This is a genomic window from Agrobacterium sp. ST15.16.024 (assembly GCF_027956545.1).
Lineage (GTDB): Bacteria > Pseudomonadota > Alphaproteobacteria > Rhizobiales > Rhizobiaceae > Agrobacterium > Agrobacterium cucumeris.
In genome coordinates, this window is sequence record NZ_JAQKGO010000001.1 from 1,012,821 (window position 1) to 1,025,832 (window position 13,012).

Sequence of the window (13,012 nt, forward strand, 5' to 3'; positions counted from 1 at the left end):
AAGAGTGACAAAATGCTGAAGAAGTTTTTTACTCCCGTTTCCATTCTCGTTCTGCTCGGCGGTCTCGCCGGCATAGCACTCGTGCTTTACGCCTGGCGGCTGCCGCCGTTCCTCTCCACCGTCGAAATGACCGACAACGCCTTCGTGCGCGGTTACGTCACGACCATGAGCCCGCAGGTCAGCGGTTATGTCGTGGATGTGCCGGTCAAGGACTATCAGGAGGTCAAGCAGGGCACGTTGCTGGCAAAGATCGATGACCGCATCTACCGCCAGAAACAGGCGCAGGCGGCTGCATCGCTCGATACGCAAAAGGCAGCCCTCGATAATTCCCGTCAGCAGGAAAACGCCGCCAATGCCAATATTCTCTCCAGCCAGGCGGCTGTCGACAGCGCCGAGGCCTCGCTGAAACAGGCGCAGCTCGCATCCGACCGGCAGGATAATCTCATCAAAAGCGGCGTCGGAACCTCCAGCCTGCAGGAAGAGGCGCATGCCGCGCTTGAAAAGGCCCGGGCCTCCCTGTCGCAGGCGAAAGCCGCGCTCGAAGTGTCGCGTCAGGACTTGCAGACCATCATCGTCAATCGCAGTTCGCTGCAGGCGGCGGTCGCCAATGCTGAAGCTGCTGTCGAACTCACCAGGATCGATCTCGACAATACCGAAATCCATGCGCCGGTGGACGGCAGGCTGGGTGAGGTCGGCGTGCGCACCGGCCAATATGTCACGGCCGGAACACAGTTGATGGCTGTCGTGCCGCATGATGTCTGGGTCATCGCCAACTTCAAGGAAACCCAGCTTGCCGGCATGCAGGTTGGCCAGCCGGTAACGGTCTCAGTCGATGCGCTGCATCGCCGCAAGCTCAACGGCCGTGTCGAGCGGTTCTCGCCGGCCACCGGATCGGAATTCGCCGTCATCAAGCCGGACAATGCGACCGGCAATTTCGTGAAGATCGCCCAGCGCCTTGGCGTTCGCATCGCCATCGATGCGGATCAGCCACTGGCGGCGGAACTGTCGCCGGGCATGTCGGTGGTGGTGCATGTGGATAAGAGCGCGGCGCCGGAGGGGGCTGAGACGGCGGCGAGGTAGTCGGTAAAGGTTGGAGGGGGTAAACCTCTCCACACACTCAACATCCCAAAACACAAAAAAACCCGGATGCTTCCATCCGGGGTTTTCCTATGGCCGTTAAGCGAGATATTATTCGTCGTCGCCGTTGCCGTCAGCTTCCGGATCGAAGAAGTCTTCCGGACGCAGTGCGTCTTCGTCAACGCCGTAGATGGCGTCGGCGGAGGTGAGGCTTTCGCCCTTGGACTGGCGTTCGGCTTCTTCGGCGGAACGGGCAACGTTCAGTTCGACCTGAAGCTCGACTTCGGCGTGCAGGTGCAGGGTAACGTTGTGCAGGCCGATGGTCTTGATCGGCGTGTTCAGTTCAACCTGGTTGCGGCCGATGTTGAAGCCTTCTGCGCCGAGGATTTCGACGACGTCGCGGGCAGCAACAGAACCGTACAGCTGACCGGTTTCGCCAGCCGAACGGACGACGATGAAGGACTTGCCTTCGAGTGCCTCGGCAACCTTCTGGGCTTCCGACTTGCGCTCGAGGTTACGGGCTTCAAGCGTTGCGCGCTCGGTTTCGAAACGGGTCTTGTTGGCGGCGTTGGCGCGCAGCGCCTTGCCCTGCGGCAGCAGGAAGTTACGTGCGTAACCGTCGCGAACCTTGACGGTTTCGCCCATCTGGCCGAGCTTGTTGATGCGTTCGAGAAGAATAACGTCCATCTTCTTGATCCTTTCTAGTTGTTGGTTTCGTTCGAATTGTCGGTTTTCCGTGCAGGCGTCAGCGAGATCGTGCTTCGCACGTCGCTCAAGCCGAGCACGAGAATGATGAACAGCGGAAAGACAAAGACCGCCGAGAGATAAGCGAGGATGAGAACCGGCAGACGCCAGTCCTTTCCGCGCGCTTTTTTATGCAGCGAGGCATAACCTGCCATCAGGAAGCCCGCGCCGAAGGTGCCGCAGATGACGGCACCAACCATGGCAGCGACGCCCCCGAAGAACATGGCGACGATGCCGCCGAGAAAGATGAAGATCGCGTTACGGTGCATGCGCAGCGCCGAAGCGATGTCCTCGCGCGGGCGAAGACCCTTGCCGAAGGAACCGACCAGCCGGGTTGCGAAATAATAGGCCGCAAACAGCAGGATGACCCACAGGCCGCCCTGAACGATCGGCAGCATCAGCACCAGCAGCGACTTCGTCTGGGCCAGCGCTTCGGCATTGGGCTCGAACAGGGGTTCGCGGTTCTGCACCGAGGTCATCATGATATCGACCATGCGGGCAACGAGATCAGGGCCGTAGCCGATCATCCAGCCGAGAATGATGACGGCGATGCAGACCAGAATGCACAGATGCAGGACGATGCCGGACAGCGGATACCAGGCGAGCAGGTCATCCGGACCGCCGAGTTCGGAGGCCGGGCGCGCCAGATTGGCAAGATGTGAAAGCCAGCCCGCCGGAATCAGCGTGAAAATGGCGATGGTCAGCGCAAAAAGCGGCGACATGACCAGCGCGCCGATGATGGCCGTGGTGATGATCGCGACGATGGCGGCGCGATTGCCCCAGCCCATCCCGGCGATGAAGATCGGCATGGCCGACCCGGCATAAAGCAGGAAGGAAAAGGACGACTGTGCCGTTGCGCCAAGCGTCAAAAACGCGGCGCATATGCCGGCGAGAACGCCGGAGATCAGCACTGTCTGGTTCAACTTTTGCACTTCGCTGTCCTGCTGAAACTTGAGCAGTTAGAGGACCGTTCCTTAAGAAGCGTCGTCCCCAACATGGGTTTTTTAAGTATCGATCCGCGCCCAACGCGGAAGGACGAGTATTTCTCGATAGGCTGGTTTGGAGCCAGCTGCTTCGAGGAAAAACGAGGCCGCGCCAAAGCGCAGCCTCGCTTCAATTCATTACGCTACGACGTAAGGCAGCAGGCCGAGGAAACGGGCGCGCTTGATCGCCTGGGCGAGTTCGCGCTGCTTCTTCTGGGAAACGGCCGTGATGCGGGAAGGAACGATCTTGCCGCGCTCAGAGATGTAGCGCTGCAGCAGACGAACGTCCTTGTAGTCGATCTTCGGAGCGTTGGCGCCGGAGAAGGGGCACGTCTTGCGACGGCGGTGGAACGGGCGGCGTGCCTGGGAAGAGGATGTATCAGCCATTGGTCAATTCTCCTTATGCACGGTCTTCGCGCGGACGGCGCGGACGGTCTTCGCGGTCGCCGAAGCCTCCTTCGCGCGGTGCGCGGGGGCCACGATCTTCACGCGGGCCACGGTCCGGACGGTCGCCGTCACGGCGCGGACGGTCGTCGCGATCGCGCTTCTGCATCATCGCGGACGGGCCTTCTTCGTGGGCTTCGACGGCGATGGTCATGTAGCGAAGAACGTCTTCGTTGATGCGCATCTGGCGCTCGACTTCATGAACTGCAGCCGCCGGAGCGTCGATGTCCATGAGAGCGTAGTGAGCCTTGCGGTTCTTCTTGATGCGATAGGTGAGGGACTTCAGACCCCAGTTCTCGACGCGTCCGACTTTACCGCCGAACGATTCGATAACGCCCTTGTACTGCTCGACAAGTGCGTCGACCTGCTGGGCAGAAATATCCTGCCGGGCAAGGAAGATGTGTTCGTAAAGAGCCATTTAAGCTTTGCCTTTCTTGCGTTTCGTCCTTCACCCGGCAACGGCGCTAAGCCTCAACGACTGCTCTTGGGTGAGGCCGTGAGGCCTTAAAGCAAGAAAAGCGTTGTTCGAGACGGTCGAGAGCGGAGACACGGGAGGCCGGAAAAACCTTATGGTTCCTGCTGTTTCGTTACCGAAACCAGCCCTCCGTTCAGCCACCAGCCAATTGGACCGGGTGTTGTGAACAGCGCGCTTATACCCATTTTTGCCCGGAATGCAAGGACACAGGGTAAAAAAGCGCGCCGTGATGGTGTCAGATCGCCATCGGATACTTGCGATGGATCGCCGCGATCCCTTTGAGAACGTCCTCCGACAAGGTCACGTCGGCGGCGGCAATATCCACCTTCAGCTGTTCCATTGTTGTTGCGCCTATGATGGCTGCGGCCATGAAGGGGCGGGTGAGGCAGAAGGCGATGGCCATTTGTGCCGGGTCGATGCCATGCTCGGCGGAAAGCTCCAGATAGGCTTTGACCGGCGCTTCCTGATGTGGCTGCAGGCGGCCGCCGAGCTCCCTGTTGATGGTGCCACGGGATCCCGCCGGGTAGGCGCCGTTCTGGTACTTGCCGGTGAGAAGCCCGGCCGCCAGTGGCGAATAGGCGAGCAGACCGACATCCTCGTGATGGGCGACTTCCGACATGTCCAGATCGAAGCTGCGATAGAGCAGGTTATATTCGTTCTGGATGGTGGCGACACGTGGCAGGCCGCGGGCCTCGGCGATGTCGATATATTTCTGCGTGCCCCAGGCGCTTTCGTTGGAAAGGCCGATGGCGCGGATCTTGCCGGCTTTCACCAGTTCGCCAAGCGTATCGAGCTTTTCGGTGATCTCGGCGAGCGTGCGCTCCTTGTCCTGACCGGAGGCATCGAAACCCCAGGCGCCGCGGAAGTGATAGGTGCCGCGATTCGGCCAGTGAATCTGGTAAAGGTCGATATAATCAGTCTTCAGGCGCTTGAGGCTGGTATCGACGGCCTCGCGGATGGCGGCGGCATCGATATCGCGGCCACCGCGAATGTAATCGCGCCCCGAGCCGGCAACCTTGGTGGCGAGCACGACCTGATCACGCTTGCCGGTCTTTTCGAACCATGTGCCGATATATTCTTCCGTCCGCCCTTGGGTTTCGGCGGAAACGGGGGTGGTGGGGTAAAGCTCGGCCGTATCGAAGAAATTGACTCCATTCTCGATGGCGTAGTCCATCTGCCCATGGGCATCGGCTTCGGTATTCTGCGTGCCCCACGTCATGGTGCCAAGGCAAATTTCGGACACGGAAATACCCGTGCGGCCCAATAGTCTCTGTTTCATGGAAATGTCCCGGTGCTTGGCGAGATGTTTTGAAGGGTGGCATGAAAGTAATGGGGAATTGCCGCAGTGCAAGAAAAAATATGACTAAAAGAAAGGCCGAATAGGGTGGCAAAACCCTGCGGATGCGCCTGCCGCAGGGCGTCAAGTCTTGACACCGCTGGCCGGAATGTGAATGGAAGTCGCTGGAATAAAGGCAAGCCAGACAAGAAGGACCACATCCCATGGGTATTGCATTCACATTTCCCGGTCAGGGAAGCCAGGCCGTCGGCATGGGCAAGGAGCTTGCCGATACCTACGTCGAGGCGCGCGCCGTGTTCGAGGAAGTGGACGAGGCGCTTGGCCAGAAGCTTTCCGATATCATGTGGAACGGCCCGGAAGAGACGCTGACGCTGACGGCAAACGCCCAGCCGGCACTCATGGCCGTGTCCATGGCGGTCATGCGGGTTCTCGAAGCGCGCGGTCTGAAGCTTTCCGACGCTGTCTCCTATGTCGCCGGCCATTCGCTTGGTGAATATTCGGCGCTCTGTGCTGCCGGCACGTTTTCGATTGCCGATACCGCGCGGCTTCTGCGCATCCGCGGCAACGCCATGCAGGCCGCAGTGCCGGTCGGCGAAGGCGCCATGGCAGCGATCATCGGGCTGGAACATGATGCGGTTTCGGCAATCTGCGAGGAGGCCGGCATTCTCGGCGTCTGCCAGATCGCCAATGATAATGGCGGCGGCCAGCTGGTCATCTCCGGCTCCAAGGCCGCTGTCGAAAAAGCCGCCGCGATCGCTTCCGAAAAAGGCGCCAAGCGCGCCATCATGCTGCCGGTTTCCGCGCCCTTCCACTCGGCGCTGATGGCGCCGGCTGCGGAAGCGATGCGCGAGGCGCTGGCCAAGGTCGAAAAGAAGGCGCCCGTCGTGCCCGTCATTGCCAATGTGCGCGCCGCGCCGGTTTCCGATGCCGACGAGATCGCCGCCCTGCTGGTCGAACAGGTGACGGGTCAGGTGCGCTGGCGCGAAACGGTTGAGTGGTTTGCCGCCAACAATGTCACGCAGCTTTACGAGATCGGCTCCGGCAAGGTGCTGACGGGCCTTGCCCGCCGTATCGATAAGACGGTGAACGGCGTTGCCGTCAACGGCGCGGCCGATATCGACCAGCTTCTTGCCACGCTTATCGGCTGAGACGGGCTTCGCCCGGCAACGGCTTTATTTTTGACAATTCCCGACGCAGAACCGCAAAAAGCTCCTGCAGGATTTGCTCTAAAGAAGGAACGGACCATGTTAGATCTGACAGGCCGCAAGGCTCTCGTAACCGGCGCGACCGGTGGCATCGGCGAAGAAATCGCCCGCCTTCTGCACAAACAGGGCGCAACCGTCGGCCTGCATGGCACGCGTGTCGAAAAGCTCGAGGCGCTGGCGGCGGAACTTGGCGATCGCGTCAAGATTTTTCCGGCTAACCTTGCCGACCGCGCCGAGGTCAAGGCTCTCGGCGAAAAGGCCGAAGCCGAGCTGGAAGGCGTCGATATTCTCGTCAACAATGCCGGCATCACCAAGGACGGTCTCTTCGTGCGCATGAGCGACGAGGACTGGGACAACGTCATCGAAGTGAACCTGACCGCGATGTTCCGCCTGACGCGTGAGCTGACGCATCCGATGATGCGCCGCCGTTTCGGCCGCATCATCAACATCACCTCCATTGTCGGTGTCACCGGCAATCCGGGCCAGGCCAATTATTGCGCCTCCAAGGCCGGCATGATCGGTTTTTCGAAGTCGCTCGCGCAGGAAATCGCCACCCGCAACGTCACCGTCAACTGCGTGGCTCCGGGCTTCATCGAAAGCGCCATGACCGGCAAGCTGAACGACAAGCAGAAGGACGCCATCATGGGCGCCATCCCCATGAAGCGCATGGGCACCGGCGCTGAAGTCGCCTCCGCCGTTCTTTATCTGGCTTCCAATGAGGCCGCCTACATGACCGGCCAGACCCTGCACGTCAACGGCGGCATGGCGATGATCTGACGCGCTTCCAGCCGTCATGAAAAGGAGTGCGGCGCTATTTCAGCACCTTCTTGGGTAGCTCGCGCCGCAAGGCTCCGCCGACCGGTTTCCGGCTAAATTGCCTGTCATACGCTGTGCTTAGCGCGTTTTCAGGCTTTTCGACCGATTGAAACCGTGTTAAGCGGGCCAAGACTGTGAACAGTCGTCCCGGAGAGACAGGAAGCCGTTGCGATTTTGCGTGACGATGTCTAGCTTGGACCGGGTTGAACGGGTTTGCCAGCGGTGCCGGATTTGAACGGCGCATGAGGGCTTCTAACAGGGCAGGGTGCCGCAAGGCATTCCCTTCAAAATAAAGGTCGAGGAAACCGACATGAGCGATATCGCAGAACGCGTAAAGAAAATTGTAATTGATCATCTTGGCGTTGACGCCGACAAGGTTGTCGAAGGCGCCAGCTTCATTGACGATCTGGGCGCTGATTCGCTCGACACCGTTGAACTGGTCATGGCTTTCGAAGAAGAATTCGGCGTTGAAATTCCCGACGACGCAGCGGACTCGATCCTGACCGTTGGCGACGCCGTCAAGTTCATCGAGAAGGCCCAGGCCTGATCGACCTTCATGGGGGAGGTGCAATATCCTCCCCATCTTGGCCCGGCTCGTCCGGGCCAATGTTTTATAGAGAGACGGTACGTGCCCAAACCGGCGCGCGTTCCAGGCTCCGCATAAGCTCCCCGGCCGGAAACGGTGCGCGGCGAAAATTATGCGGACATTTGAAATGCTGCAGCGTCTCGCAAACGTCAGTCCATGGCGTCCGGCATTGCAGAAAAGACCGATGATTTGGATAAGGGCGGAGCATTGGCGATGAGGCGTGTCGTTATCACCGGTACCGGCATGGTATCTCCTCTTGGATGTGGAACGGAAGTCACCTGGGAAAGGCTGCTCGCCGGCCAGAACGGCGCCCGTCTCGTGACTGAATTCGAAGTCGAGGACCTGCCCGCAAAGATCGCCTGCCGCATTCCCGTCGGTGATGGCTCCAACGGCACCTTCAATGCCGATGACTGGATGGAGCCCAAGGAACAGCGCAAGATCGATCCTTTCATCCTGTACGGCATGGCCGCCGCCGACATGGCGCTTGCCGATGCGGACTGGCATCCGGAAACGGATGAGGACCAGATTGCCACTGGCGTTCTGATCGGCTCCGGCATCGGCGGCCTGGAAGGCATTGTCGAGGCGGGTTATACGCTGCGCGACAAGGGCCCGCGCCGCATTTCACCATTTTTCATTCCCGGCCGTCTGATCAATCTCGTATCCGGCCAGGTTTCCATCCGCCACAAGCTGCGCGGACCGAATCATTCTGTGGTAACGGCCTGCTCGACCGGTGCGCACGCCATTGGCGACGCTGCCCGGCTGATCGCGCTTGGCGATGCCGACGTCATGGTTGCCGGTGGTGCCGAATCGCCGGTCTGCCGCATCGCGCTTGCCGGTTTTGCCGCATGCAAGGCGCTTTCCACCCAGCACAATGATGACCCGCAGAAGGCATCCCGCCCCTACGACCGCGACCGCGACGGTTTCGTCATGGGTGAGGGCGCAGGCATCGTCGTTCTGGAAGAACTGGAACATGCCAGGGCGCGCGGCGCGAAGATTTACGCCGAAGTCGTTGGTTATGGCCTTTCCGGTGATGCCTACCACATCACGGCCCCGTCCGAGGACGGCGAAGGCGCCTATCGCTGCATGTTGATGGCGCTGAAGCGCGCGGGGCTTACGCCTGATGATATCGACTATATCAACGCCCACGGCACCTCCACCATGGCCGATACGATCGAGCTTGGCGCAGTCGAGCGGCTTGTCGGCGATTCGGCCTCGAAGATCTCCATGTCTTCCACCAAGTCGGCCACCGGCCATCTGCTGGGTGCGGCGGGTGCGATCGAAGCGATTTTCGCCACGCTCGCGATCCGTGACAACATCGTTCCGCCGACGCTGAACCTCGACAATCCCGATGTCGAGACGAAGATCGATCTGGTGCCGCACAAGGCGCGCAAGCGGCAGGTCAATGTGGCGCTCTCGAACTCTTTCGGTTTCGGCGGCACCAACGCCTCTCTCGTGCTGCGTCGTTACGAAGCATAATTGCGGCGGCGGCTTGCCGCCGCCGGCGCCCTCCCACCGGGTGCTGACAAAGGACGTTCTTTCCTTTGAAGAACGCATTGCGGCTTGCGAAAGCCATTCCGGTTTTCGCGCCGATATTGTAGTCGTTTATGGGAAGCGTTTGCCGGTTCGGGGTGATTTCCGGCCGCAGGCTGCTTCCTCCATCGGCTTTGTCCGAAACGATGTTCGTGAAGCGGAATAGCAAGCCTTCACGATATCTCTATGTGGTGCAGGAAGACATTCCGAACCTGTTTTTGCCGCATTACCTGCGCAAAAAGCGCTGACAACGCCGAACTGAAAAGGACCGACGGTGAGCGACACGAACCAGAACAGCCAGGGACCATACGGACAGAACGGCGCGGGCGAATCCAATCGCGGCCCGATCATTCCGAAATCCCCAACCGAGGCGCTGCGCCCGGAAAAGGTGCCGGCCCCGCCGAAGCGCTCCCGCAAGGCCCATGGCCAGCTGGTGATCTTCCTGAATTTTCTGATGACGCTTGCGGTTGCCGTCTGTGTCCTGGCCATTGCCGCTTTCTATTACATGATCAATGCGTTCCAGGAGCCCGGTCCGCTTCAGACGAACACACATTTCACGGTGCGCAACGGCGCTGGCATTATCGAGATTGCCAATAATCTCGAGCGCAACGACGTCGTTTCGAATGCCCGCATTTTCCGCCTGATGACCGGCAGCTACCTGCAGAAGGACCAGACGCTGAAGGCGGGTGAATATGAGATCAAGGCCGGCGCATCGATGAAGGACATCATGATGTTGCTGGAATCCGGCAAGTCGATCCTTTATTCCGTGTCGCTGCCCGAAGGTCTGACCGTCAAGCAGATGTTCGCGCGCCTTGCCGCAGACGAGGTACTGGATGGCGAATTGCCCTCCGCCCTGCCGGAAGAGGGTAGCCTGCGCCCCGACACCTATCGCTTTACTCGTGGTACCAAGCGCGAAGAGATCATCAACCAGATGAGCGCGGCGCAGGACAAGCTGATCGACATGATCTGGGAACGGCGCGACCCCGACCTGCCGATCAAGACCGTCGAGGAATTCGTGACGCTCGCCTCGATCGTCGAGAAGGAAACCGGCAAGGATGACGAGCGCGCCCATGTCGCCTCCGTCTTCTATAACCGCCTGAAGAAGGGCATGCGCCTGCAATCCGACCCGACGATCATCTACGGTCTGTTCGGCGGCGACGGAAAACCCTCCGACCGGCCGATATACCAGTCGGACCTGCAGAAGCAGACGCCGTTCAACACCTATGTCATCAAGGGCCTGCCGCCGTCTCCCATCGCCAATCCGGGCCGGGCAGCACTTGAGGCGGTTGCCAATCCGTGGCGTACCGACGACCTTTATTTCGTTGCCGATGGCACAGGCGGCCACGTCTTTGCCAAGACGCTGGACGAGCATAACGCAAATGTCCGCCGCTGGCGCAAGATCGAGGCGGAAAAGGCGGCAGCCGGCGCCAATCCGGATGTGGCCGTGGATGGCCAGCCGGGCGGCGCGGAGGCGGAAAAACCGACCAATAACTGATTGATGATCCTGACCGGGCCCTGCCAAACGCAAGGCCCGGTTTTGTACGGCATGACGGGGGGCTTCCAGATATGACATTGCAATCGATGACCGGCTTTGCGCGCAGCGAAGGAACATCCGGCCGTTACCGCTGGGCGTGGGAACTACGCTCGGTAAACGGCAAGGGGCTTGATATGCGCCTGCGCCTGCCGACCGGTCTGGAAGCGCTGGAAACGGCCCTGCGGGAAATTGCGGGCGGGCACCTTTCCCGTGGCAACATCCAGGCGGGATTGACGCTGGCCATTGCGGAAAACCGGCTGGAGGCCGTCATCAATCGTGATGCTCTCGCCGCTGTTCTGGCGCTCAAGCAAGAGCTTGGCGATGTCGTGGAAGACAAGCCGCTGAGTTTCGATACGCTGCTGTCACTGCGCGGTCTGGTCGATTTTCGCGAGGCGGAAGATGACGCTGAGGCGCAGACCGCACGCAACGCCGATGTGCTGGCCGGTTTCGCAGTTGCCATCGAGAAGCTGAAGGACATGCGCGAGCGGGAAGGCGCCTCGCTGTTTGCCATCCTGTCCGGGCAGATCGACAGGATCGAGACGCTTGTGGAGCTTATTGAAAATGATCCTTCCCGCCAGCCGGAACAGATCGCGGCAAGGCTTGCCCAGCAGATCGCCCTGATCGGCGAGGGCATGCACGGGCTCGATCGTGATCGCCTCCACGCCGAGGCGGCGCTGATCGCCACTAAGGCGGACCTGCGTGAAGAGCTGGACCGGCTGCGCGCCCATGTGCAGGCGTCGCGCGAGCTTTTGACGATTGGCGGGCCTGTCGGCCGCAAGCTCGATTTTCTTGCACAGGAATTTAACCGCGAGTCGAATACAATCTGTTCCAAATCGAACGCCAGTGCGGTAACCGCAGCAGGCATAGAGCTGAAAGTGGTTATCGACCAGTTCCGCGAGCAGGTCCAAAATCTGGAGTAGACCCATGGCCCCGGTGAATGATTCTCCCGTCACGATTGCCCGCAGAGGGCTGATGCTGGTGATTTCTTCACCATCGGGCGCAGGCAAATCCACGATTGCCCGCAACCTGCTCGACAAGGACAAGAATATCGGTCTGTCCGTCAGCGTCACGACGCGCCCGCGCCGCCAGAGTGAGATTGACGGCATCCACTACCATTTCATTTCCAAGCGTGAATTCGAGCGCTTGCGGGATAGCGATGCGCTGCTGGAATGGGCAGAGGTCCACGGCAATTTTTACGGCACCCCGCGCGGGCCGGTGGAAGATGCCATGGCTGTCGGCCGCGACATGCTGTTTGACATCGACTGGCAAGGCGCCGAGCAGCTGCAGGACAAGATGAAGGCGGACGTCGTCTCGATCTTCATCCTGCCGCCGACCATGACCGAACTGCAATCGCGCCTGCACCGCCGGGCAGAAGACACCGAAGAGGTCATCAAGACGCGCCTCGTCAATTCCCGCGCCGAAATAGAGCACTGGCGCGATTATGACTATGTCATCCTCAACGACGACCTGCAGGCGGCCTTCGAAGCCGTGGAGGCCATCGTAAAAGCCGAACGCGTCCGCCGCGACCGCCGTCACGGCATGTTCGATTTTGTGCGGGCGCTGCTCGAGGAAGAGCCGCAGCTCTGAGAGGAGTATCCCAGCGCAAGCGGTCTGATTAAATCTTTTTGCATTTCGGGAGGGGCATGTGAAAGAGTGGCAGACGCACTGGTTGGAGGCATCCGGGGACCTCTCACAACAGCGCGGTAACATAACCGACGGTTTGTCACACGTTTATCGCGCATTGGTCGATTGGGGCGAGATACCTCATCTCGATATTCTTATTCGGAAAAATGGAGCTCTTTCCGGCGGTGAGCTAGCAGTATCCGGCTTCAGCTACGGTCCGGCACTATTCGAGATAAGTCTCGACCCTGAAGCGGAGCACAAGCCGGCCCGACTGCGCGCCGAAGTTGCCCGCACAGCTCTGCATGAAATCCACCACTGCCTGCGAATGAGAGGACCTGGCTATGGTGAAACGCTCGGTGAAGCGCTGGTAACGGAGGGCCTAGCCGGCCAATTCGTTCGACATCTCCTTGCGACTGAACCTGAGCCGTGGGAAAGGGCACTGCGCCGTGACGCACTCCGCAGCAGCGACGTTCGGGCAGAGACCCTCGCCTCCTACGAGTATTCCCACCCAGAATGGTTCTTTGGACGGGGAGAGCTTCCCAACTGGTTTGGATATTCGCTTGGCTATCAGATGGTCGAATCATGGCTTCGCACCGTCCCGCCTATCGATCGGTCCAGCTGGATAAACGTCGATGCGGAAGAGGTGATTGACGCGGCCATCAAAGATGGCTTGATCCAGCGATAGACCGCTTCTTAGC

At 60.1% G+C, this 13,012-nt stretch carries 14 protein-coding genes; 9 read left to right on the forward strand and 5 right to left on the reverse strand.

The features are described from left to right. The first annotated feature begins 12 nt into the window (after nt 1-12). A complete protein-coding gene (locus PL640_RS05015) occupies nt 13-1,080 on the forward strand; it encodes an HlyD family secretion protein (protein ID WP_271360988.1) in 1,068 nt (355 codons plus the stop codon). Nucleotides 1,081-1,188: 108 nt separating this feature from the next. Here PL640_RS05015 and rplI read toward each other — a convergent pair whose 3' ends face one another. The 5 genes from rplI to PL640_RS05040 form a co-directional block, all read right to left on the reverse strand. Continuing rightward, the gene (rplI, locus tag PL640_RS05020) at nt 1,189-1,764 is read right to left on the reverse strand and encodes a 50S ribosomal protein L9 (protein ID WP_046798806.1); all 576 of its coding nucleotides are present in this window, start codon (nt 1,762-1,764) and stop codon (nt 1,189-1,191) included. Nucleotides 1,765-1,778: 14 nt separating this feature from the next. Further along, the gene (locus PL640_RS05025; RefSeq protein WP_271360989.1) at nt 1,779-2,753 is read right to left on the reverse strand and encodes a DUF2232 domain-containing protein; all 975 of its coding nucleotides are present in this window, start codon (nt 2,751-2,753) and stop codon (nt 1,779-1,781) included. Nucleotides 2,754-2,942: 189 nt separating this feature from the next. Next, the gene (gene rpsR / locus PL640_RS05030) at nt 2,943-3,191 is read right to left on the reverse strand and encodes a 30S ribosomal protein S18 (protein ID WP_003496832.1); all 249 of its coding nucleotides are present in this window, start codon (nt 3,189-3,191) and stop codon (nt 2,943-2,945) included. 13 nt (nt 3,192-3,204) lie between these two features. Continuing rightward, nucleotides 3,205-3,666 carry a 30S ribosomal protein S6 gene (gene rpsF / locus PL640_RS05035; RefSeq protein WP_003496829.1) on the reverse strand — a complete coding sequence of 154 codons (462 nt, stop codon included), beginning with the start codon at nt 3,664-3,666 and terminating at the stop codon, nt 3,205-3,207. A gap of 292 nt (nt 3,667-3,958) precedes the next feature. Next, on the reverse strand, nt 3,959-5,002 hold the full coding sequence (locus PL640_RS05040; protein WP_271360990.1) for an aldo/keto reductase: 1,044 nt from the start codon (nt 5,000-5,002) through the stop codon (nt 3,959-3,961). 221 nt (nt 5,003-5,223) lie between these two features. Here PL640_RS05040 and fabD point away from each other — a divergent pair, with 221 nt between their 5' ends. The 8 genes from fabD (at nt 5,224) to PL640_RS05080 (ending at nt 12,999) form a co-directional block, all read left to right on the forward strand. Further along, the gene (fabD, locus tag PL640_RS05045; protein ID WP_269698316.1) at nt 5,224-6,168 is read left to right on the forward strand and encodes an ACP S-malonyltransferase; all 945 of its coding nucleotides are present in this window, start codon (nt 5,224-5,226) and stop codon (nt 6,166-6,168) included. 96 nt (nt 6,169-6,264) lie between these two features. Beyond that, the gene (gene fabG, locus PL640_RS05050; RefSeq protein WP_006314577.1) at nt 6,265-7,002 is read left to right on the forward strand and encodes a 3-oxoacyl-[acyl-carrier-protein] reductase; all 738 of its coding nucleotides are present in this window, start codon (nt 6,265-6,267) and stop codon (nt 7,000-7,002) included. Between the two features lie 349 nt (nt 7,003-7,351). After that, nucleotides 7,352-7,588 carry an acyl carrier protein gene (locus PL640_RS05055; RefSeq protein ID WP_003502080.1) on the forward strand — a complete coding sequence of 79 codons (237 nt, stop codon included), beginning with the start codon at nt 7,352-7,354 and terminating at the stop codon, nt 7,586-7,588. A 252-nt stretch (nt 7,589-7,840) separates the two neighbouring features. Beyond that, complete coding sequence (gene fabF, locus PL640_RS05060) at nt 7,841-9,103, forward strand: beta-ketoacyl-ACP synthase II (RefSeq protein WP_142839492.1); 1,263 nt, start codon at nt 7,841-7,843, stop codon at nt 9,101-9,103. Between the two features lie 328 nt (nt 9,104-9,431). Beyond that, on the forward strand, nt 9,432-10,652 hold the full coding sequence (mltG, locus tag PL640_RS05065) for an endolytic transglycosylase MltG (protein WP_142839493.1): 1,221 nt from the start codon (nt 9,432-9,434) through the stop codon (nt 10,650-10,652). A 71-nt stretch (nt 10,653-10,723) separates the two neighbouring features. Next, on the forward strand, nt 10,724-11,611 hold the full coding sequence (locus PL640_RS05070) for a YicC/YloC family endoribonuclease (RefSeq protein WP_271360991.1): 888 nt from the start codon (nt 10,724-10,726) through the stop codon (nt 11,609-11,611). Nucleotides 11,612-11,615: 4 nt separating this feature from the next. Beyond that, nucleotides 11,616-12,278: a guanylate kinase gene (gene gmk / locus PL640_RS05075; RefSeq protein ID WP_142839495.1), complete on the forward strand. Its 663-nt coding sequence runs from the start codon at nt 11,616-11,618 to the stop codon at nt 12,276-12,278. Between the two features lie 58 nt (nt 12,279-12,336). Then, complete coding sequence (locus tag PL640_RS05080; protein ID WP_271360993.1) at nt 12,337-12,999, forward strand: DUF2268 domain-containing putative Zn-dependent protease; 663 nt, start codon at nt 12,337-12,339, stop codon at nt 12,997-12,999. The last annotated feature ends 13 nt before the right edge of the window (nt 13,000-13,012 follow it).